Source organism: Streptosporangium canum (genome assembly GCF_900113865.1).
Classification (GTDB): domain Bacteria; phylum Actinomycetota; class Actinomycetes; order Streptosporangiales; family Streptosporangiaceae; genus Streptosporangium; species Streptosporangium canum.
This window is the reverse complement of sequence record NZ_FOQY01000022.1, coordinates 49,322-70,454: the sequence shown is the minus strand read 5'-3', so window position 1 is coordinate 70,454 and position 21,133 is coordinate 49,322. Positions and strand designations below refer to the sequence as shown.

General features: G+C 71.3%; 18 protein-coding genes and 3 pseudogenes. 11 read left to right on the top strand and 10 right to left on the bottom strand.

The window, feature by feature from the left end; genetic code table 11:
• Positions 1–169: 169 nt before the first annotated feature.
• From BM085_RS27715 to BM085_RS27705, 3 genes are all read left to right on the top strand, one after another.
• Positions 170–2,686, top strand: a complete 2,517-nt coding sequence (locus tag BM085_RS27715; RefSeq protein ID WP_177245305.1) for a glycoside hydrolase family 9 protein — start codon at positions 170–172, stop codon at positions 2,684–2,686.
• Positions 2,687–2,849: 163 nt separating this feature from the next.
• Positions 2,850–4,421: a cellulase family glycosylhydrolase gene (locus tag BM085_RS27710; RefSeq protein ID WP_093889828.1), complete on the top strand. Its 1,572-nt coding sequence runs from the start codon at positions 2,850–2,852 to the stop codon at positions 4,419–4,421.
• A gap of 142 nt (positions 4,422–4,563) precedes the next feature.
• On the top strand, positions 4,564–6,195 hold the full coding sequence (locus BM085_RS27705; RefSeq protein ID WP_093889827.1) for an endo-1,4-beta-xylanase: 1,632 nt from the start codon (positions 4,564–4,566) through the stop codon (positions 6,193–6,195).
• A gap of 25 nt (positions 6,196–6,220) precedes the next feature.
• On the opposite strand, the gene BM085_RS27700 is transcribed toward BM085_RS27705, so the two are convergent.
• Positions 6,221–6,847 carry an SGNH/GDSL hydrolase family protein gene (locus BM085_RS27700; RefSeq protein ID WP_177245304.1) on the bottom strand — a complete coding sequence of 209 codons (627 nt, stop codon included), beginning with the start codon at positions 6,845–6,847 and terminating at the stop codon, positions 6,221–6,223.
• Between the two features lie 305 nt (positions 6,848–7,152).
• Entirely contained in the window at positions 7,153–8,136 is a 984-nt protein-coding gene (locus BM085_RS27695) for a neutral zinc metallopeptidase (RefSeq protein WP_177245303.1), read from the bottom strand.
• A 215-nt stretch (positions 8,137–8,351) separates the two neighbouring features.
• Between BM085_RS27695 and BM085_RS27690 the strand changes: the two genes are divergently transcribed.
• Positions 8,352–9,986: a DUF2207 domain-containing protein gene (locus tag BM085_RS27690; RefSeq protein ID WP_093889824.1), complete on the top strand. Its 1,635-nt coding sequence runs from the start codon at positions 8,352–8,354 to the stop codon at positions 9,984–9,986.
• An 87-nt stretch (positions 9,987–10,073) separates the two neighbouring features.
• Here BM085_RS27690 and BM085_RS27685 read toward each other — a convergent pair whose 3' ends face one another.
• Together BM085_RS27685 and BM085_RS27680 are read right to left on the bottom strand one after the other, a co-directional pair.
• Positions 10,074–10,697, bottom strand: a complete 624-nt coding sequence (locus BM085_RS27685; protein WP_093889823.1) for a response regulator — start codon at positions 10,695–10,697, stop codon at positions 10,074–10,076.
• Complete coding sequence (locus BM085_RS27680) at positions 10,694–11,917, bottom strand: sensor histidine kinase (protein ID WP_093889822.1); 1,224 nt, start codon at positions 11,915–11,917, stop codon at positions 10,694–10,696. Before BM085_RS27680 ends, BM085_RS27685 begins: the two co-directional genes overlap by 4 nt.
• A gap of 200 nt (positions 11,918–12,117) precedes the next feature.
• Here BM085_RS27680 and BM085_RS27675 point away from each other — a divergent pair, with 200 nt between their 5' ends.
• Both BM085_RS27675 and BM085_RS27670 read left to right on the top strand, forming a co-directional pair.
• Positions 12,118–12,669 (top strand): GlcG/HbpS family heme-binding protein, encoded by a 552-nt coding sequence (locus BM085_RS27675; RefSeq protein ID WP_093889821.1) that lies wholly within the window; start codon positions 12,118–12,120, stop codon positions 12,667–12,669.
• A 112-nt stretch (positions 12,670–12,781) separates the two neighbouring features.
• Positions 12,782–13,456, top strand: a complete 675-nt coding sequence (locus BM085_RS27670; protein ID WP_218158845.1) for an ankyrin repeat domain-containing protein — start codon at positions 12,782–12,784, stop codon at positions 13,454–13,456.
• Between the two features lie 19 nt (positions 13,457–13,475).
• Here BM085_RS27670 and BM085_RS27665 read toward each other — a convergent pair.
• Positions 13,476–13,703 (bottom strand): annotated as a pseudogene (locus BM085_RS27665) (IS5/IS1182 family transposase); the annotation flags it as partial.
• A 75-nt stretch (positions 13,704–13,778) separates the two neighbouring features.
• On the opposite strand from BM085_RS27665, the gene BM085_RS27660 reads away from it, so the two are divergent.
• On the top strand, positions 13,779–14,465 hold the full coding sequence (locus BM085_RS27660) for a hypothetical protein (RefSeq protein ID WP_093889820.1): 687 nt from the start codon (positions 13,779–13,781) through the stop codon (positions 14,463–14,465).
• 77 nt (positions 14,466–14,542) lie between these two features.
• Positions 14,543–14,782, top strand: a pseudogene (locus tag BM085_RS27655) (IS5/IS1182 family transposase); the annotation flags it as partial.
• A gap of 5 nt (positions 14,783–14,787) precedes the next feature.
• Here BM085_RS27655 and BM085_RS46945 read toward each other — a convergent pair.
• Both BM085_RS46945 and BM085_RS27645 read right to left on the bottom strand, forming a co-directional pair.
• Positions 14,788–15,114: pseudogene (locus BM085_RS46945) on the bottom strand (transposase); the annotation flags it as partial.
• A 140-nt stretch (positions 15,115–15,254) separates the two neighbouring features.
• Complete coding sequence (locus tag BM085_RS27645; protein WP_093889818.1) at positions 15,255–16,130, bottom strand: NAD(P)-dependent oxidoreductase; 876 nt, start codon at positions 16,128–16,130, stop codon at positions 15,255–15,257.
• Between the two features lie 112 nt (positions 16,131–16,242).
• On the opposite strand from BM085_RS27645, the gene BM085_RS27640 reads away from it, so the two are divergent.
• A complete protein-coding gene (locus BM085_RS27640) occupies positions 16,243–17,238 on the top strand; it encodes a GlxA family transcriptional regulator (RefSeq protein WP_093889817.1) in 996 nt (331 codons plus the stop codon).
• On the opposite strand, the gene BM085_RS27635 is transcribed toward BM085_RS27640, so the two are convergent.
• Positions 17,235–18,176, bottom strand: coding sequence for an asparaginase (locus BM085_RS27635; protein WP_093889816.1), 942 nt, complete (start codon positions 18,174–18,176; stop codon positions 17,235–17,237). The two genes, BM085_RS27640 and BM085_RS27635, sit on opposite strands and share 4 nt — an antisense overlap.
• Positions 18,177–18,234: 58 nt before the next feature.
• Between BM085_RS27635 and dtd the strand changes: the two genes are divergently transcribed.
• Positions 18,235–18,660 (top strand): D-aminoacyl-tRNA deacylase, encoded by a 426-nt coding sequence (gene dtd, locus BM085_RS27630; protein ID WP_093889815.1) that lies wholly within the window; start codon positions 18,235–18,237, stop codon positions 18,658–18,660.
• Between the two features lie 123 nt (positions 18,661–18,783).
• On the opposite strand, the gene ygfZ is transcribed toward dtd, so the two are convergent.
• Positions 18,784–19,770 (bottom strand): CAF17-like 4Fe-4S cluster assembly/insertion protein YgfZ, encoded by a 987-nt coding sequence (gene ygfZ, locus BM085_RS27625; RefSeq protein ID WP_093889814.1) that lies wholly within the window; start codon positions 19,768–19,770, stop codon positions 18,784–18,786.
• 20 nt (positions 19,771–19,790) lie between these two features.
• Positions 19,791–20,204, bottom strand: a complete 414-nt coding sequence (locus tag BM085_RS27620) for a Fur family transcriptional regulator (protein WP_093889813.1) — start codon at positions 20,202–20,204, stop codon at positions 19,791–19,793.
• Positions 20,205–20,611: 407 nt separating this feature from the next.
• On the opposite strand from BM085_RS27620, the gene BM085_RS27615 reads away from it, so the two are divergent.
• A complete protein-coding gene (locus BM085_RS27615; RefSeq protein ID WP_218158844.1) occupies positions 20,612–21,121 on the top strand; it encodes a hypothetical protein in 510 nt (169 codons plus the stop codon).
• Positions 21,122–21,133 lie beyond the last annotated feature (12 nt).

The window sequence follows — 21,133 nt, the reverse complement described above, 5'->3', positions numbered from 1 at the left end:
CCGGCCGGCCCGCCGACCGACCGGCCGGCCGGTTCCTCCCCCGAGGACCTCGGGGCGCGGCGGCACCCCTGACCTGCTACCGCGCCCCGAGCACCACCTTCCGACAGGCACCCCTCCTGACGTCCTCCCCAGGGCTGACGCCCGGAGTCTCCACGCTCAAGGAGTTTCGATGAAGAGATCCCTGGCGGTGCTCGCCCTGCTGGCCCTGGTCGCCGTGCCCGTGCCCGTGGCCTCCGCCGCCGCGGCACCGGCTTTCGGCTACGGCGAGGCGCTGCAGAAGTCCCTGTGGTTCTACGAGGCCCAGCAGTCGGGGAGGCTTCCGAGCTGGAACCGCGTCGGCTGGCGCGGCGACTCCGGGCTCGACGACGGCAAGGACGCCGGGCTCGACCTGACCGGCGGCTGGTACGACGCGGGCGACCACGTCAAGTTCGGCCTGCCGATGGCGGCCAGCGCGACGATGCTGGCCTGGGGCGCGGTGGAGTACCGCGACGCCTACGCCTCCTCCGGGCAGCTCCCCCACCTGCTGAACAACCTGAAGTTCGTCAACGACTACTTCGTCAGGGCCCACCCGTCGCCGAACGTGCTCTACGGGCAGGTCGGCAACGGCGGCAAGGACCACGCCTGGTGGGGGCCGGCCGAGGCGATGCAGATGGAACGGCCCGCCTACAAGATCGACGCTTCCTGCGGCGGCTCGGACCTGGCCGGGGAGACCGCGGCGGCGATGGCGGCCTCGTCGATCGTCTTCCGCCCGACGGACCCGTCCTACGCCGACACGCTGGTGACGCACGCCAGGCAGCTCTACTCCTTCGCCGACACCGTGCGGAAGAAGTACAGCGAGTGCATCTCCGACGCCCAGGGCTACTACAACTCCTGGAGCGGCTACAACGACGAGCTGGTCTGGGGAGCGATCTGGCTGCACCGGGCCACCCAGGACGCCTCCTACCTGGCCAAGGCCGAGAGCTACTACGACAGCCTCGGCACCGAGCCGCAGTCCACGACCCGGTCCTACAAGTGGACGATCGCGTGGGACGACAAGTCCTACGGCGCCTACGTGCTGCTGAGCAAGCTGACCGGCAAGCAGAAGTACCTCGACGACGCCAACCGCTGGCTCGACTACTGGACGGTCGGGGTCAACGGGCAGCGGGTGAGGTACTCGCCGGGCGGCCAGGCCGTACTGGACCGGTGGGGGTCGCTGCGCTACGCGGCCAACACCTCGTTCGCGGCGCTGGTCCACTCGGACTCCATCACCGACGCGACGCGTAAGGCGAGATATCACGACTTCGCGGTCAGGCAGATCGACTACGCGCTCGGCGACAACCCGCGCAACTCCTCCTACATGATCGGCTTCGGCGTCAACCCGCCGAGGAACCCGCACCACCGCACCGCGCACGGCTCCTGGACCGACCAGATGACCAACCCCGCCGAGACCCGCCACACCCTGTACGGCGCGCTCGTCGGCGGCCCGCCCGACCCCGACGACAAATACACCGACAGGCGCGACGACTACGTGATGAACGAGGTCGCCACCGACTACAACGCGGGCTTCACCAGCGCGCTCGCCCGCCTCTACAAGGAGTACGGCGGAGCGCCGGCGGCGAACTTCCCCGCCCCGGAGACCCCCGACGGCCCGGAGATCTTCGTAGAGGCCGGGGTGAACGCCTCGGGCCCGACGTTCACCGAGATCAAGACGATCGTCAGGAACCAGTCCGCGTGGCCCGCGCGCCCGCTGACCAACGGCTCGTTCCGCTACTACTTCACCCTCGACGGCGACACCACCGCGAGCCAGGTCACCGTCACCTCCAGCTACAACCAGTGCAAGACGCCGGCCGGGCCGACCCTGCTGTCCGGGAAGACCTACTACGTCACCGTCGACTGCTCCGGCACGCCGATCTCCCCCGCGGGCCAGTCGCAGCACCGGCGCGAGGTCCAGTTCCGCATCGCCAGCTCGGGCACGTGGGACCCGTCCAACGACTGGTCGTACAAGGACGTCGCCACCACTCCCGGCGCGACCCCGGTCCGTGTCTCGAACATGACGCTCTACGCGGGCACGGCGAAGATCTGGGGCAACCCGCCGGGCGACGAACCGCCACCGACGGAGGACGAGGTCGCCCCGACCAGGCCCGGCAGGCCGGCCGTCTCCGCCATAACCGGGAGCACCGCCAGGCTGACCTGGACCGCCTCCACCGACAACGTCGGCGTGAGCGGCTACGACGTCTACCGGGGCACGGCGAAGGTCGGGACCGCCCCGTCCACCGCCTTCGACCTCACCGGGCTCACCCCCGCGACGGCCTACACCGTCCACGTGGTGGCCAGGGACGCGGCGGGCAACTCCTCGGCGGCCTCCGAGAGCACCGCCTTCACCACGGCCCAGGCTCCGGCCGGCGGCTGCACCGCCGTCTACAAGGTGACCAACTCCTGGCAGGGCGCCTTCCAGGCGGAGGTGACCGTCAGGAACGAGGGCGCCTCGGCCATCAGCGGCTGGACCGTGACCTGGAGGTTCCCCGACGGGCAGACGGTCGGCCAGCTCTGGAACGGCACGCACACCCAGACGGGAGCGGACGTGTCGGTCAGGAACGTGGGCTGGAACGGCGGCCTGGCCCCCAACGCCTCGACGGCCTTCGGTTTCACCGCGAGCCAGAACGGCGCCAACGGCGTCCCCGCCCCGGTGGCCTGCACCGCGAGCTGACACCCCGCACGGCGCGGCGCTCCGGGTCCCCACCGGGGCGCGGCACCCCCCGCGCCACGCTCCGGATCTCCGGCGTGAGACCGCGAGCGCGGCGCTTCCTCCTCCCCGGCCGGGCGCGACGCCCCCTCCCGCCCGGCCGGTCATCCCCCAACCGAGGTAGATCATGAGAACCCGACTCGCGACGCTCGTCGCGCTCCTGCTGTCGTTCTTCCTGCCGCTCTCCGTCTCGACGCCGTCCGCCCACGCCGCCACCGGCCTCCACGTGAGCGGCACGAAGATCCTTGAGGCGGGCGGCACCGCGTTCGTCATGCGCGGCACCAGCCACGCCCACACCTGGTACCCGAGCCGGACCGCGTCGTTCGCCGGCATCAAGTCCCTCGGCGCGAACACGGTGCGCGTGGTGCTGAGCGGCGGGCGCTGGACCGCCAACGGCGCCGCCGACGTGGCGAACGTCGTCTCGCTGTGCAAGCAGAACAAGCTCATCTGCGTGCTGGAGAACCACGACACCACCGGGTACGGCGAGCAGAGCGGCGCCTACACCCTCGATCAGGCGGTCGACTACTGGATCAGCGTGAAGAGCGCGATCGCCGGTCAGGAGGACTACGTCGTCCTCAACATCGGCAACGAGCCCTTCGGCAACAACGCCACCACCCCGGGCTGGACCCAGGCCACCTCCGCCGCGATCACCCGGCTGCGCGGCGCCGGCTTCCAGCACCTGATCATGGTGGACGCGCCCAACTGGGGCCAGGACTGGGGCTTCACCATGCGCGACAACGCGGCCGCGGTCTTCACCGCCGACCCGCAGCGCAACACGGTCTTCTCCGTCCACATGTACGGCGTGTTCGACACGGCCGCCGAGGTCACCGACTACCTCCAGCGGTTCCAGACCGCCGGGCTGCCCCTGGTGATCGGCGAGTTCGGGTTCAACCACTCCGACGGCGACCCGGACGAGGACACGATCATGGCCCAGGCACAGGCCCGGGGCGTGGGTTACCTCGGCTGGTCCTGGAGCGGCAACGGCGGCGGCGTCGAATACCTCGACCAGGTGACCGACTTCAACGCGGCCGCCCTGACCACCTGGGGCCAGCGGCTCTTCAACGGCCCGAACGGCATCGCCCAGACCTCCGTCGAGGCCGCGATCTACGGCGGCGGCGGCACGCCCGACACCGAGAAGCCCACCAGGCCCGGCAAGCCCGCCGTCTCCGAGATCACCGCCAGCGGGGCCAAGCTGACCTGGACCGCCTCGACCGACAACCGCGCGGTCACCGGCTACGACGTCTACGCCGGCACCGTCAAACTCGGCTCCTCGGCCACCGCCTCCCTCACCCTGACCGGCCTCAGCCCGCAGACCGCCTACACCGTCCACGCCATCGCCCGCGACGCCGCCGGCAACCTCTCCGCCGCCTCCGACAGCACGTCGTTCACCACGACCGCGACCCCGCCGAGCGGCTGCGCCGCCACCTACAGGATGACCAACTCCTGGCGGGGCGGCTTCCAGGGCGAGGTCACCGTCACCTGCACCGCGGCCGTCACCACCTGGAAGACCACCCTCACCTACCCCGCGGGCGTCACCGTCCCCCAGTCCTGGAACTCCACCCTCTCGGCCGCCCCACCCGTCTTCACCTTCACCAACGCCGCCTGGAACGGCGCCATCCCCGCCGGCGGCTCGGCCACCTTCGGCTTCCTCGGCTCCTGGACCGGCTCCGGCACCCCGCCCACCCCCGTCATCTCCTGACTCCCCCGGAGGGGGTACGGCTCGCGGGCCGTACCCCCTTCTCTGGGCCCGCCGCTGAAACTTTCGATGAATATTCGCAAGTTTCTGCCCATCCCGCCGACCCGGCACGATCAGCACGATCGATCAGCAAGAGAGGAATCCCATGCTCAGCCTCCGCAGAGCGATCTCCACCGGGGCGCTCGCCGTCCTGCCGATCATCGCGGCCCTGCTCCCGGCCGCCCCGGCCCACGCCGCCGACTCCCTGCGCGACCACGCCGCGGCACGCGGCAAGTTCATCGGCGCCGCTCTCGCCACCTCACCCCTCGCCGGCGAGACGGCCTACCGCGCCATCGCGGGCACCGAGTTCAACCAGATCACGGCGGAGAACGCCATGAAGTGGGACGCCACCGAACCGAGCCAGAACCAGTTCAGCTGGTCCGCGGCGGACGCGATCGTCAACTTCGCCACGCAGAACGGCCAGCAGGTGCACGGGCACACGCTGGTCTGGCACAACCAGACGCCGAACTGGGTGCAGAACCTCGGCGCCGACGCCCTGCGCTCGGCGATGCGCAACCACATCGCCCAGGTCGCCGGCCGCTACGCCGCCAACCCGGCCGTCGTCTCCTGGGACGTCGTGAACGAGGTCTTCGACGACAGCGGCAACATGCGCGGCTCGTTCTGGTACCAGAAGCTGGGTGACAGCTACATCGCCGACGCCTTCCGGGCCGCCCGGGCCGCCGACCCCGACGCCAGGCTCTGCATCAACGACTACAACGTCGAGGGCGTCAACGCCAAGAGCACCGCGATGTACAACCTGGTGAAGTCGCTGCGGGCGCAGAACGTGCCGGTCGACTGCGTGGGCCTGCAGAGCCACCTGGCCATCCAGTACGGCTTCCCCGGCCAGGTCCAGCAGAACATGCAGCGCTTCGCCGACCTCGGCGTGGAGGTCAGGGTCACCGAACTCGACATCCGGCTGCAGACCCCCCGCGACGCGTCGAAGGACGCCCAGCAGGCCACCTACTACACGAACATGGTCAACGCCTGTCTCGCGGTGAGCCGGTGCTCCGGCATCACGATCTGGGGCTTCACCGACAAATACTCCTGGGTCCCCGACACCTTCCCCGGCCAGGGCGCGGCCCTGATCTACGACGAGGGCTACAACCGCAAGCCCGCCTACACGGCGGTCCACGACGCCCTGGCCGGTGGCGGCACCACACCCGACACCACGCCGCCGACGGCGCCGGGCACGCCCGCCGTGTCGGCCGTCACCGCCTCCGGGGCGACGCTGACGTGGGCGGCCTCGACCGACAACCGCGCGGTCACCGGCTACGACGTCTACGCCGGCACCGTCAGACTCGGCTCCTCGGCGAGCAGCCCCCTCACCCTGACCGGTCTCAGCCCGCAGACCGCCTACACCGTCCACGTCGTCGCCCGCGACGCCGCCGGCAACCTCTCCGCCGCCTCCGGGACCGCGAGCTTCACCACCTCCGCCGGGCAGCCCGGCGGCGGCTGCGCCGCCACCTACAAGACGGTCAACTCCTGGCAGGGCGGCTTCCAGGGCGAGGTCACCGTCACCTGCGCCACGGCCGTGACCGGCTGGAAGACCACCCTCACCTACCCCGCCGGCGTCACCGTCACCCAGTCCTGGAGCTCCACCCTGTCGGCCTCGGGCACCGCCTTCACCTTCACCAACGCCGCCTGGAACGGCGCCGTCCCCGCCGGCGGCTCGGCCACCTTCGGCTTCATCGGCTCCTGGACCGGCTCCGGCACCCCGCCCACCCCCGTCATCTCCTAGCCGTACGGCGGGCGGTGGCCGGAGCTCACCGCCCGCCCAGCGCGGTGACCAGCCAGCGGGCGAGCCGCGCGTGCCCCGCCGGGGTGGGGTGGACGCCGTCGGGCAGGACCAGCCGGCGGCTCCAGCGCTCGCCGAGCGGATCCAGGAAGGTCACCTCCTCCTCGTCGGCGGCGACCGCGATGGCGTCCCTGACCCGGTAGGCCCATCGGGGGGCCCGCGTCATCCAGATGGGCCCGATCACCACGACCCTGGTGTGCGGCCAGCGGGCGTGGACCAGCTCCAGCAGGCGTTTGGCGGCCCTGTTGACCCGGCCGGCCCTGGTGCGGCGGTCGTTGTGACCGCCGGAGACGATCAGCAGGTCGGGGGCCGGCCGCCAGGCGAGCTCCTCGGTGAAGGACCTCTCGAAGGTCCGGTTCACCGGCCCGGGGTTGACGAAGCCCGTCCCGGCCGCCCCGGCGGTGACGAGCTGCCAGCCCAGCTCGCGCGCCGCCTTGGCGGCGTAGCTGTTCCACCGCTCGACCGGGCCCGACCCGACGGTGAAGCTGTCTCCGACGATCATGACCAGCGGCGCCCGGGCCGGGAGCGGCGCGGGCGAGGCCGGGGCGGAGGAGGCCTGGTCCGGACGGGCCACGATGACGCCGCTCTCCGGCACGCCCGCGCCGGGCGTCGCAGTACATCCTGAAATAAGGCAACAAATCGCTACAAGAAGTGCGGGGGGCCACGCTCGGGGTCGTATCTGCACGGACCCGCGCATGCCACCTCGGGGCTCTAGGCTGCCGACAGGAGTACGGACCTGTACGGACGCGCGCGGCGACTCGAACTCGCCGGCCGGAACCTCCGCTCCTTCGAGGCGGTGGTCCCGGCGTCGTCGCCCGACGGGATCGTCTTGAGCAAGTCGGCATTCTACCCAGGTGAGGGCGGCCGGCCGGCGGATTGGGGAGTTCTCCTCCCGGAGGGTCAGCTGACCTGTGAGGCGGGGACCGCCCAGGTGTTGCAGTAGCCGATCCTGGCGTACTTCCAGCCCTGGTGGAGCCATCCGGCGTAGTGGTCGCCGGTGCCGTGGTCGCGTGCGCCGCCGCTGCCGCCCTGGTCGTCGCCACGGCCGTACTCCGTCCGCAGCACCTCGTTCCAGCGGCCGCCGGTGACGCCGAGCGGGTTGCGCACGGTACGGATGAACACCCCCGCCAGGCACTGGGCCTGGAGCTCGTTCCGGCGCGAGTGGGAGTCCTGGGCGGCCTTGGACCTGCTGGAGACCTCCCACCACCAGGCGCCGCCGATCCCCGCCATGCTCTGCACGTGGTGCCCGTACTCATGGGCGAGCACGGCCAGATAGGGGACGTGGTTGGCGGCCGGGTCGACCTGGCCGGACTGCTGGACGAGGTGGGTCAGGCCGATGTACATGCCCCGGTTGGACGGGCAGTAGTAGGCGGCGAAGCGGGGGTTGGGATAGGTGCCGCAGGGCCCGCGGCCCGGACGGGACCAGTAGACCCGGCGCGGCTGCTGGAAGACCGCTCCGGCCTGGGAGAACTTCCCGGCCCAGGCCCGGTCCAGGCAGCCGGTGACGGCGTTGAGGTAGTCGAGCATGTCGTCGGGCCGGGTCGAGGGCCGGGGGGCGCGGCAGGAGGTGGGCCGCATCGTGCCGGTGCCGTACAGCGGGTTGCGCTTGAGCCGGGCCGTGGTGTCGGAGCGTAGCATCCGGCGGAGGTCGACACCCATGATCTGCCGGTTCGCCAGCGCGATCTCGGACTCCCCCATGGAGCCGAGGTCCAGCTTCGGCGGCGGCCCGAAGCTCGGCGGCGTGGCCTCCGCCCGCTCGGTCGGCGGGAGTTCGGCATTTTTGGTCGCTATGGGACCGACTCCGGGGGTGGCCGGAACCTCGGCACCGTCACCGCCCGCCAGGCCCGCGAGCACGACGACCGCGGTGAACGTCAGGGCGAGCACACCGAAGACACCAAAGGCCAGAGGACTCGATCCGCGTGGGCGCATACGACCGCCTTCTCCATGGAATGGATCTCCGGGCGGCAATCTAGCGGATATCTACTCATGTACGTTTATTGACCGAAAAATAGGGATGGAGGGTGGCATTCACCCATCGGCGGTTCTCGGTAGGCTCCCGAGCCATGGCGGGATCTGCATTGCATCGAGCGGCCGGGAGCATGGCCGCGGTTGCCACTCTTGCGCTGGCCCTGAGCGTCCCCCCGGCCCTCGCGGCCGGTACGGCGAGCACGGCGTCGACCCAGGCGGGCAAGGTGACCGACGACACGGTCAAGCTCGAACTGCGACAGGACGGCGTGCTGCACGTCACGGAGACCGTCACCTTCGAGGGCAGCCCGCCGACGCGGAAGCTGATCGACCGGACGCGCTACGACGACGGCAGCGACCGGCTCTACCAGATCACCGGCTTCAAGGGCGACGGCACGCTGACCGGCGACACCGTCACCCTGAAGGAGGGCACGGGCTCCGCCACGCTGGAGTACGACGTCAAGGGCGCGGTGACTCCGCTGGCCGACGCCCAGGAACTGCGGTGGTACGCCGTGGGCGCCTGGTCGGTCCCGGTCGTCCAGGCCAAGGTCACGGTGAGCGGCCCGGCGCAGCTCCAGAACCTGTCCTGCTTCGCGGGCGTGCTGACCTCCGCGATCGGCTGCACCACCGCGTCACCGGACCACACCGGGACCACGGCGGAGTTCGAGCAGCAGGAGCTGGGTCCGGGCGAGGTGCTCACCGTGGTCGTCGGCTACCCGACGGGTGCCACCAAGGGCGCCCCGGTCCTGGAGCGCCGCTTCGAGCTGTCCAACGCCTTCACCCTGAACACCGTCACCGGCGGCGCGCTGGCCGGCCTGCTGGTCCTGATGCTCGGCGGCCTGGGCCTGCTCTACTGGACGCGGGGCCGCGACGCCCGCGTGGTCGGCCACGAGTCCGGCTCGCTCAGCGCCGTCGAGAACGGCCACTTCGCCCCGCCGGACGGCGTGCGCCCCGGCCAGATCGGCACGCTCATGGACGAGCAGGCCGACGTGGTCGACGTGACCGCCACGATCGTGGACCTGGCCGTCCGCGGCTACATCCGGATCGACGAGCAGCCCCGGCAGGCCTACGACTCCCCCGACTGGATGCTGGTCCGGATGCCCGGCGCCCCGATCGCCGAGCTGCTGTCCTACGAGCGGGCGCTCTACGACGCCATCTTCGACGGCCGCGACGGGGTCCTGCTCTCCCACCTCCAGGGCTCGTTCGCGGCCAATCTCGGCAAGGTCCGTGACGCGCTCTACCGCGACGTGGTCACCCAGGGCTGGTTCGCCCGCCGCCCCGACACCGTCCGCACCCGCTGGACGACCATCGGCGTGCTGCTCACCGTGGCGGGAGTCGTCGCCACCGTCGCGCTGGCCTGGTTCACCACCTACGGCCTGCTCGGCCTGGCCCTGATCATCGCCGGTGCCGCCATGGCCGTCGGCGGCCAGTACATGCCGGCCAAGACCTCCAAGGGCGCGGGAGCCCTCGCCCACACTCTGGGCTTCCGGGAGTATCTGGCCTCCGGCGACATCGGCGGCGACATCCCCCCGGCCCAGCGGGTGGAGCTGTTCTCCCGCTACCTGCCCTATGCCGTGATCTTCGACAGCGTCGAGCGCTGGGCCCGCGTGGTCTCCTCGGTCACCGGCAACGGCCAGCAGGCCGACAACCTGTACTGGTACCACGGCCCGGCCGAATGGGACCTGTCCAGGTTCGCCGACTCGATGCGGACGTTCACCATGACGACCTCCGGCGCGATCTCCTCCACCCGCCAGTTCCGCTCCCTCTAGGCGGGCCGGGCGGGGAGGACCCGCCCCGTGACCCCGGCGGTCCCGGTCCCGGTCGTGCCGCGGGGGCCGGTGACCCGTCGAGCCCGTTCAGGCGAGCCGGATGAGACGCCGCTCGACGGCGGCGGTGACGGCCGCGGTGCGCGTGTCCACGCCCAGCTTGCCGTAGATGTGCACCAGGTGGGTCTTGACCGTCGCCTCGGTGATGAAGAGCCGCCTGGCGATCTCGCGGTTGCCCGCCCCGCTGGCCAGCAGCTCCAGGATCTCGACCTCGCGGGCGCTCAGTGCGGGGCCCGGGTCGCGCATCCGCCTCATCATCCGGGTCGCCACCCTCGGCGACAGCACGGTCTCGCCCCTGGCCGCGGCCCGGATGCCCTGGAACAGCTCCTCCGGCGGGCAGGCCTTGAGCAGGTAGCCGGTGGCCCCCGCGTCGATGGCCCGCACGATGTCCGCGTCGGTCTCGTAGGTCGTCAGCACCAGGACCTGCGGCGGTGCGGGCAGCTCCCGGACCCGCCGGGTGGCCTTCACCCCGTCGATGCCGTCGCCGAGCTGCAGGTCCATGAGCACGACGTCCGGCTCGCGCGACGCGATGCCCCGCAGCGCGTCCTCCCCGTCCGCGGCCTCGCCGACGACCTCCATGTCGTGCTCGCCGCCGAGCAGCGCCACCAGCCCGGCCCGGACCACCGGATGATCGTCCACCAGGAACAGTCTCATCGACCCTCCGTCCCGCCCGCCGCGGCGTCCGGGCTCTCTGCCCGCGCTTCCCGCGCGGGGAGCGGCGCCGCGAGCGCCCCGCCCGCGGGGACCCTGGCCGCGACGGCCGTCCCCTCACCCGGAACGCTCTCGACGGCCAGGGAGCCGGCCACCTCCGCCAGCCGGTCACGCATCGCGCGCAGCCCGTACCCCCGGCCGGGGGCGGGGGCGGGCTCGGCGAATCCGGCGCCGTCGTCGAACACGTCCAGGGTGATCTCACCGTCCAGGTAGGACAGGGTCACCATGGCCGTCTCCGCGCCCGAGTGGTCGCGGACGTTGGCCAGCGCCCCCTGCGCCACCCTCAGCAGCGCCGCCTGGACCTCCGGCGCCAGCGGGTATCCCTCGCCCTCCTGCCGGAAGCGCACGGCCGGCCCGGTGTCGTGGCCGGACCCGTGACACAGCCGGGCGAGCGCCTCGGGCAGCGGGACGCCCTCCAGGCCGGAGGGCTGCAGGTCCCGGACGAACCGCCGGGCCTCGTCCAGGTTCTCCGCCGCGGCCGTCGCGGCCCGCCGTACGTGGGCGTGGGCCCGCTCCGGGTCGGCCGCCCACATCCGGTCGGCTGCCTGGAGCAGGATGCCCATGCTGGTCAGTCCCTGGGCCAGGGTGTCGTGGATCTCCCTGGCCAGCCGCTCGCGCTCCTCCAGGACGCCGGTGCGGTGCCTGGAGTCGGCCAGCGTGCCCCGCGTGCTGATCAGGTCGTCGATGAGCCGCTGCCGGGCGGCGCTCTCGCGCTGGAGCTCCCAGAAGATCACCGCGGTCATGGTGGCGACGCCGATCGGCGCGAGGATCAGGCTGGGGTCGACCTCCTGGGCGATCTTGAGCTGGGCCGCGATCACCACGAGCGTGAGCGCCGCGGTGGCCACCACGAACCCGCGCGGCCTCAGCAGCCGCAGGCACAGGAAGAGCAGCGGGACCGCGCACCAGCTGAACGACGGCGCGAGGACCACCAGCACGAGCCAGACCGCGATCACGGCCCCCAGCCAGACGAGGCGCCCCCGGCCGAGGTCGCCCCAGAGGACGACGCCGGCGGCGTACACCACGGCGAGCAGGCCGCAGACGGCCAGCGAGGCGACGGTCCGCGGATCCATCCCGTGCCGGGAGACCAACCGCGAGGCGGAGGCCGCGAGCAGCAGGTAGAACCCCAGGTGCATGGCCCAGTTGAGCCAGCCGTGCTCCCTCATCACCGCCCCCGTCCGGTCTTCTCCGACGTTATCCCCCGCCGAGGATGACGCCTCCCGAGGGGCGGCGCATCAACCGATCGGTTGACCTCCGCCTCGCCCGTCCGGCGTCCGGAACTCGACCGTGCTCCCGATGGCGTACGGCGACGCCGCGGGCAGCCTTGTGGGTGCAAGGTTCCACCGCACCGAACTGGAGAGACACGATGACCGCCCTTTCCGCCCGCACCCGTGCGATCGCCGGCTCCCTCGCGGGACTCGCCATCGTGGCCGGCGCCACCGGCGTGGCCGCCGCCCAGACCGCCCCCGCCCAGGCCGTGGCGGTGCGCGCCCCGCAGGCCGTCGTACAGACCGGCGTGCTGTCCGCCGACGCCGCCCTGAAGATCGCCGACGCCGTGCAGAAGGAGGCCGTCAAGCAGGGGCAGCGCGTCACCGTCGTGATCGTCGACCGGTCCGGCGCCACCCGGCTGGTGCTGAAGGGGGACGGCGCGGGCCCGCAGACCGAGGAGTCGGCACGGCGCAAGGCCTTCACCGCGGTCTCCTTCGGCAAGGCGACCAGCGAGCTGGCCAAGGGCGCCTCCGGCGACGGCCCGACCATCGCCGACATCCCGGGCACCCTCTTCCTCGGCGGCGGCGTTCCCGTCGCCTCCGGCGGCGCCCCCATCGCGGGCATCGGCGTCGGCGGCGCGCCCGGCGGCGACATCGACGAGGCCATCGCCCGGGCAGGACTCAAGGCGGTCGCCGGGCAGCTCGGCTGAGAGGATCCCGTCGCACCCGGCCCGGCGAGGGAGGCGGAGCGGCCCGGCGACAGAGACGGAGACGGAGACGGAGCGACCCGGCCTGCAAAGGCCCGGCGGAGACGGACGGACGATGAGACGGCGAGCCTTCCTGCTCACCGGGCTGGGCCTGCTGCTCGCGGCGTGCGGCGGTCCCGGGATGAAAGGATCGAGCATGCTCAACGAACGACTCCTGACCGCCGCCGCGCGCGGGGACGCCGCCGCGGTCCGGGACGCGCTCCAGGCCGGGGCCGACGTCGAGGCCCGCGACGGGCAGCGCCGTACGGCCCTGCTGCTCGCGTCGGCGGCCGATCACGTCGAGGCGGCCGAGGTACTGGTCACGGCCGGCGCCGACCCGGACGCGCCGGACTTCCAGCGCGACACTCCCTGGCTGGTCACCGGCGTCACCGGCAGCGTGGCGATGCTCAGGACCCTCCTGCCGGCCGCCCCCGACCTGACCGCGCGCAACCGGTACGGAGGCGTCTCCCTCATCCCGGCCTGCGAGCGCGGGCACGTGGACTACGTCCGCGAGGTCCTCAAGACCGGCATCAAGGTCGACCACGTCAACGACCTCGGCTGGACCGGCCTGCTGGAGGCGGTCATCCTCGGCGACGGCGGCGTCCCCCACCAGGAGATCGTCGGCCTGCTCATCGCGGCGGGCGCCGACGTCGACCTCGCCGACCGCGACGGCGTCACCCCGCTCGGGCACGCCGTCGCCAAGGGCCAGACCGAGGTCGCCGCCCTGCTCCGCGCCGCCGGAGCCCACTAGGCCGCGTATCGAGTCGTGATCAAGGAGTGGTTCGAGTGAGGTCCTTGATCCAGATCATTGAGGCTCGAAGGTGGAGGCCGGCGTGGTAGCTGGCAGGGGCCTTGTCGTAGCGAGTGGCGATGCCGCGCCACGCCTTCAGCTTGTTGATCAGACGCTCGACGGTGTTCCTTGCCTTGTAGAGCTCGGCGTCGTGACTGACGAGCCAGCCGCCTTGGCGGCCCTTCTTCTTGCGATCGGCTGCCTGGTTCGTCTGACGCAAGGTCCGCTCGGCTGGTCGAATGGGAGATTCGGTTAGGACGTGACGGCCTAAGGAGTTCAAGGCATGGCAACAGGTGCCCTCGACGGACCGGTTCCGGCAGCAGCCGTACGTGGGCAGCGAGTCCTCGACCTCCTGGATAAGGCAATCGGCATCCAGAGCCCACTGGTGCGCAAGAACATCGCCCGGGCCCGCCAGCGAAACCCAGAGGCGACACCAGCACAGGTAATCCGCAATCTGGAGCGGATGTACGTCAGCGCCTCGACCGGGACAGGTGCTGCAGTTGGAGGAGCTGCAGCCGCGCCCGGCGTCGGCACGGGAGTCGCACTGGCGCTGTCGGCAGGCGAGGCTCTCTCATCTCTTGAGCTGAGCACCCTCTTCGCGCTCTCGATCGCCGAAGTCCACGGAGTCCCCATCGACGAGATCGAGCGCCGCCGAACGATCGTGCTGGGAATCATGCTCGGCGGGACCGGCTCCGCCACCATTGCCGGCGTCGCCGAGCGTACGGGGCAACACTGGGGACGTCAGGTTGTCGCCAAGGTGCCTGTCGAGACGTTGCGTCAGATCAACAGGATCTTGGGGAGGAACTTCGTCACGAAGTACGGGACCAAGCAGGGAATCATCGTTCTCGGTCGAGTGGCACCGTTCGGTATCGGCGCTGTGATTGGTGGTGGCGCCAACGCTGCCATCGCCACTCTGGCTGTGAGGGCCGGTCGTCGCGCATTTGGCCCACCCCCGACGTCGTGGCCATAGCTGACGCGCAGCACACCGCCAACGTCCGAGAACTCGTGTGGCTGACCCTCGGTGCGCTGAAGGGCGTCGAGCACAAAGTCATCCCGGAGAAGAAGGGCCAGGCCGCCAACCGCAAGGAGGGCCGCCAAGGCGGTCGGCCCCTCAGTCGCAACGCCGAGCTCTACAAGGCAAGGAACACCGCCGGGCGCCTGATCAACAAGCTAAAAGCCTGACGCGGCATCGCTACTCGCTACGACAAGACCCCCGAAAGCTACCAAGCCGGCCTCCACCTCCCCGTCTCCATGACCTGGATCAAGGGCCTCACACGAGTCACATGATCATGAGGGGAGGCGTCCCCGTCCTTGACGTGCCCGGTGTCGTCCAGCACCCACGCCTCGGGCGCCACCACCGCGATCGCCCGCTGCGCCAGGCGCCGCCGCACCGCCACATAATCCCAAGTCGAGGACGTGATGAACTGCTGCAGCCGCTGATGATCCACCTGAAGCCGCTCGGCCGTCGGCACCATCGACTTGCGCCGGCCGTCCAGCATCAGCCCCCGCAGGTACAACCCGCCGTTGGAGCGCTGCTCCCGACGGGCGAACGAGGTAGACATCTCGCCCGCGAAATCCTCAAGACGACCTCGTACATCAGCCAACTCAGCCGGAGTCAACCGAGAATGATGCCAAACAATCTCGAACTAACAAAGTCCTACTAGAGCGCGTCCCGCCCAGGCGGATCTTGCTCCCGCCCAGACGGACCTTGCCCCCTGCTCAGACGCGGGCTCCCCCGTCCAGGCGGACCGCGCCCGGCTCAGGCGGAGGGCCTGCGGAACTGCTCGATCATGGCCGCGTACCCCAGGCCGCCCTGCCCGTCGGCCAGCGCGCGGTCGGCCAGGGTCCTGACGAGCCTGGGCAGTTCGGTGTTGACGCCGGCGGCCTCACTCTCGTGGATGAGGTGGTCGACCGTGGCCACATGCGTGTCGATGGTGGCGTCCAGAGCGGGGTAGGCGCCCTGGTCGACCTGGTCGGCGTAGGCGGACACGAAGCCGGTCACGGCCGCGATCCACCTGTTGGCGAAGGGGGCGAACGTCGTGGCCTCCACCTTGGCTGTGCCGAGCAGGGCGGCGCCGTGCAGGAAGCTGTTGAGCGTCCCCCACATGATGCCCAGCAGCGCCACGTCGTACAGGGAGGACAGGCCGTGGTCGGCTCCCAGGTAGGTCGTCCCCGCGCCCAGGCTCCTCAGCGTCGGCTCGTGCGCCTCGTACGCGGCTTCCGGCCCGCTGTAGAGCAGGAAGGCGTCAGCCGTACCCACGACCTGGGGGATGGCCATGATCGCACCGTCAAGGTAGGTGATCCCCCGCTCCGCGGCCCACTCGGCGGTCGCGCGGGCCTGATCGGAGGTGCCCGAGGTCAGGTTCACCAGGACGCGGCCCGCCAGGACGTCGCCCAGCGGGTCGAGAACCGCCCGCACGGCCGCGTGGTCCGACACGCAGACGACGACCAGCGGGCTCGCCTCGGCCGCGTCGCGAGCGGAGGACGCGAGGACGGCACCCTGCTCGGCGAGCCGCCCGGCCTTCCCCTCCGAGCGGTTCCAGACCGTGGTGGCGTGGCCGTCCTTCAGGAACGCTCCGGCCAGTGCCTGTCCCATCAGGCCCAGGCCGAGGACCGTCACATCGGTGTCGCGCATATGGTGCTCCCGTTCGTTTCCGCTGTCTGGCGAATACGCTCGCAGCTGCCGGAAAGGCCGGACAGTGGCAGGAGTGACTACCTTCGCAAAATTCCTGCCGTAGGCTCCTGCCATGAATCCTGGATCCGTCGCCGTCGCGGTGGTCGGCGACACCGACATGCAGCTGTGGGACCTGTACGAACTGAGCATCGCCTGCTCGGTGTTCGGCCAGCCGCAGCCCGACCTGGCCGACACGTGGTACGACCTGTGGCTGTGCTCCCCCCAGGCGGAGACCGCGCCGCCCGGCCGCGGGTTCTCCCTGCGGACCTCCCATAACCTGGAGAGCCTGGTCGAGGCCGACACGGTGATCGTCCCCTCGGTGCCGGAGGCCGTCGTCACCGAGGGAGAGCCCGTCGCGCCGGAGCTGGTCGGAGCGCTGCGCCGGGCGGCCGACGCCGGAGCGCGCATGGTGTCCCTGTGCACCGGCGCCTTCGCGCTCGCCGAGGCCGGGATCCTCGACGGCCGCCGAGCCACCGCGCACTGGATGCACACCGACGACCTGGCCAGGCGCTATCCCAAGGTGCGGGTGGACGACTCGGTGCTGTACGTCGACGACGGCGACGTGCTCACCAGCGCCGGCATGACCGCCGGGCTGGACCTGTGCCTGCACCTGGTCCGCCGCGACCTGGGCGCGCACGTCGCCAACCAGCTCGCCCGGCGCATGGTGATCCCCGCCCACCGGTCCGGGGGGCAGGCGCAGTTCATCGACCTGTCCGTCCCCGTCACCGATGATGACAGCCTCGGCCCCATGCTCCAGTGGGCCGTCGAGCACCTCGACCGGCCACTGTCGGTCGACGACCTGGCCCGTCGCGCCGGCATGAGCCCGCGCACCTTCTTCCGCCAGGTCCAGGCCGTGACGGGCACCACCCCGCTGCAGTGGCTCCTCGGCCAGCGGCTGGCCCGTGCGCAGTCCCTGCTGGAGTCGACCGACCTGTCCGTCGAGCAGGTCAGCGAGCGCAGCGGCCTGGGCACCGCGGCCAACCTACGCCGCCACTTCGCCCTGAACATCGGCGTGACCCCCACCGACTACCGCCGCGCCTTCCAACGCCCCCATCTCGCCGTCCGCTAACGCAGGCGGATCTCTCCGACGGGGCGGCCACCGCCGAGCAGGACGCCGGTCGCGAGCTCGTCGAGCCCGTCAGCCTCCAGGCCGAGGGCACGCAGCGCCGCGACGGTGACCGGGACCCGGGCCCGCTGACCGCCGTCCTCGATCTTGACGGTTCCGGCGCGGCCGTCGGCGGAGGCGAAGGCGTCGAACGCCTCGGCACCCGCCTTGACCATCAGCCCCGGGATCGCGCGCATCAGCCGGGCCTCGGGCCGGTTCGTGCCGGACGTCCACTCGGGGTGGGCGCGGAAGGCGTCGGCGACGCGGCGTTCGGGGGTGCCGGGCTCGGCCTGGACGAGAGAGCGGAACGCGCGGGTCACGCCCACCATCGACACGAAGAACAGCGGGGCGCCGCAGCCGTCCACCCCCGTGGCCGCGACCCGCTCACCGGTCAGCTCCTCGACCGTGTGACGGATCGCCCGCTGCAGCGGATGCGCCGGATCGAGGTAGGTCTCCAGCGGCCAGTCGTTGAGCACGCAGGTGGCGAGCATCGCCGCGTGCTTGCCCGAGCAGTTCATGTAGATCCTGGCCCGCCCGCCCCCCGACCGCAGCACCTCGTCCCGGGAGACGACGTCCTCGGGCAGGTCCTCCGGGCAGCGCAGCGCGCCCTCGTCCAGCCCCGCTCCGGAGAGGATCTTCCGGGCCCCCTCGACGTGGAACGGCTCACCCGCGTGGCTGGCGCACGACAGCGCGAGCAGCTCCCCCTCCAGGGCGAGCCCGGCGCGCACCATGCCGAGCGCCTGCAGCGGCTTCATCGACGAACGGGGGGAGACCAGCGCGTCCACCGCCCCGTGCACCCTCACCGGGGAACCGTCGGCACCGACGGCCAGCATCCGCGCCCGATGTGTGGATTCCACGAACCCCGAACGGACGACTTCGACAACCAACGACTCAGCAGACACCTTTGTCTCCTTTCGCCAGGATTCTAGGGAGGCCGGGGATCACGGGATGATGGGGGGCATGCGTGCGGTTGTTCAGCGGGTGAGTTCCGCTTCTGTGACGGTGGACGGTACGACGGTCGGGGCGATCGACGAGCCCGGACTGCTGGTGCTGGTGGGGGTGACCCACACCGACACCCCGGCGGAGGCGGCCAGGCTCGCCGCCAAGCTCTGGGGCCTGCGGATCCTGTCCGGCGAGAAGTCCTGCTCCGACATCGGCGCGCCGCTGCTCGTGGTCAGCCAGTTCACCCTGTACGGCGACGCGCGCAAGGGCCGCCGCCCCACCTGGCAGGCCGCGGCTCCCGGACCGGTCGCCGAGCCGCTGGTGGAGGCCGTCTGCACCGAGCTGCGCGGCCTGGGGGCCCACGTGGAGACCGGGGTGTTCGGGGCCGACATGAAGGTCGGCCTGACCAACGACGGCCCGATCACCTTGATCCTGGAGATCTGACAGCGTCACCGCCCACCTTCACGGTGGACGACGCCTCCTCGCCGCGCTACGGCGCCGTCCGGAGGCTGATCGCGCCCGCGCCGCCGTACAGTCATCCGGTGCGGCGGCGCGGGCGGCGTGGGCTCAGCGGATGCGGCGGCGCAGGGCCGGGTCGATGGAGACGTTGCGTCCGGCGTCCGGCGGCACGATGACCTCCTGGGTCGCCGCCACCCCCTCGGCCTGCAGCGTGGCGTCCACCGGCACGGTCCGCTTGACCACGGCCAGCGCGATCGGGCCGAGCTCGTGGTGCCGGGCGGAGCTGCCGACGAAGCCGACCTCCACCTCGTCGTGGACCACGGGGGCCCCGTGCTTCGGCAAGGTGTCCACGCTGCCGTCCAGGTGCAGGAAGACCAGACGGCGCGGGGGGTGGCCGAGGTTGTGCACCCGGGCCACGGTCTCCTGGCCCTTGTAGCAGCCCTTGCTCAGATGGAGGGCGGCGCCGATCCAGCCCACCTCGTGCGGGATCGTCTTGTGATCGGTATCGAAGCCCAGCCGGGGACGGTGGCTCTCGATCCGCAGCGCCTCGTAGGCCCAGAGCCCGGCGAGCTTCAGGCCGCCGAGCCGGTCGGCGAGCAGCTCACGCGGGAGCAGCACGTCGTCGCCGACGGGAACGGCCCCGGCGGGCGGAGTGAGCCGCGCGGCGTCGGCCACGGAGACCACCGCGTAGTCGGCCGTCACGTCGGCGACCTCGACCCGGAGCATGAACCGCATCTTGTCCAGGAACGCGACGAGCTCGGCCGCCGTGCCCGGCTCCACATGGGCCCACACGGCCTCGCCGTCGTCGACGAGCGTGAGATGGTGCTCCACCCTGCCCTGGGCGTCCAGCAGCAGCGTCTGGGTGGCCTGGCCGGGTTTCAGGTCGTCGAGTTTCTGCGAGCTCAGGCTGTTGAGCCAGCTCAGCCGGTCGGGCCCGGAGACCCGGACGACCTCGCGGTTGCTGCGGTCGACCATCGCCTCGCCGGCGAGGAAGGCACGCTGCTCGGCGAACGGGTCGCCGTAGTGTCCGGCGACGTCGGCGTCAGGGGTCTCGGCCGCGACCGCGCCGGGAGTGTCCAGCAGAGGGCTTCGCATGGGTCCAAGCCTACGAGGCCTCAGCGGCAGTTACGGCAGCGGCCGAAGACGGTCAGATGGTGCACGTCGATGGCGAAGCCGAGCTCCTCGTCGAGCTTGGCGACGAAGTCCCGCACCACCTCCGGACGGGCCTCGTCGATCTCCCCGCATTCGTGGCAGACCAGGTGCACGTGGTCGGAGTCGGCGGCCAGGTGGTAGGTGGGGGCGCCGTGCCCGAGGTGGGTGTGGGTGACCATGCCGAGCTCCTCGAGCAGTTCGAGGGTCCGGTAGACGGTCGAGATGTTCACCCCGCGGGCGGTCTCCCGCACCCGGGCGCAGATCTCCTCGGGAGTGGCATGCTCCGCGGCCTTGACCGCCTCAAGCACCAACTGGCGTTGCGGGGTGACCCGGTAACCGCGCGCCCGCAGTTGCTCATGCCACGACGTCTCGGTCATGTCCAGAGTCTAAGAGCATCCCGCCGTGATGGGGGTCCTGCTCGCGGACGAACCTCGCGGAGCCGCTCCCACCTGCGGGACATGGTCCGGCGAATATTCATTTGCCGGACCGAAATCTGTCGCACAGCTCAAGGCTAAAAACTTTCGCGCGTGCATCCCACGCTCAGCCGTACGCGCGTAATCCACCGAAGTGCCCCCAAGCGTCCTCAGGTGCCGCCGGTGTCCACCTGTCCGCAGTCGAACGTTTGTGGCCACCCGCCGACTGGCCGACAGCTCGGATTATCCGCACGTCCCAGTGATCTTGCGCCCCTCGACCCGGCGGCCTGTCACCGGCCCGCCGTACGCTCACTTCGTCCCCACCGGTAGGTCAGGACGCCCACTGATCCTCACCCCTAGGAAGAGACCTCATGCGTGTACCGATGCCACCCCCCAGGCCCGGCCAGGAGCACATCCTGCCCGAACTCGGACTCACCCCGACCCGCGAACCCAGCGGCCAATGGGAAACCACCCTGCCCAGCGGATGGACACAGCAAGGGCAATACCTGCTGGACGAGCGGGGCCGCCCCCGCGTAGCCATAGGCGAGGACGTCCCCACCCAGACCGCGCTCACCAGCCCACTGAACCTCCACGAGCAGGTGAGAGCTATGGCGAAGCTCAGCATGGACCTGCCCGCCGACGATCCCGGCTGGGCCACCACCGAAGAGCTGCTGGAGGCACTGTGGCACCTCCGCAGCGACTGGGGTGACACTCTGGACAACATCGAGGCGTGCCAGGAACTCGCGGCGCGCGGCGACACGCAGGTTCCGGTGCCGACGCCTGAGGATCTGGCGTACGTGCAGGCGTGCCGAGCGGGGATGGCATGGGCCCGCCGCCAGGAGGAGTTGCTGGCAGAGAAGAACGAAACCTCAGCCCTCTGACAGGGGTACGGC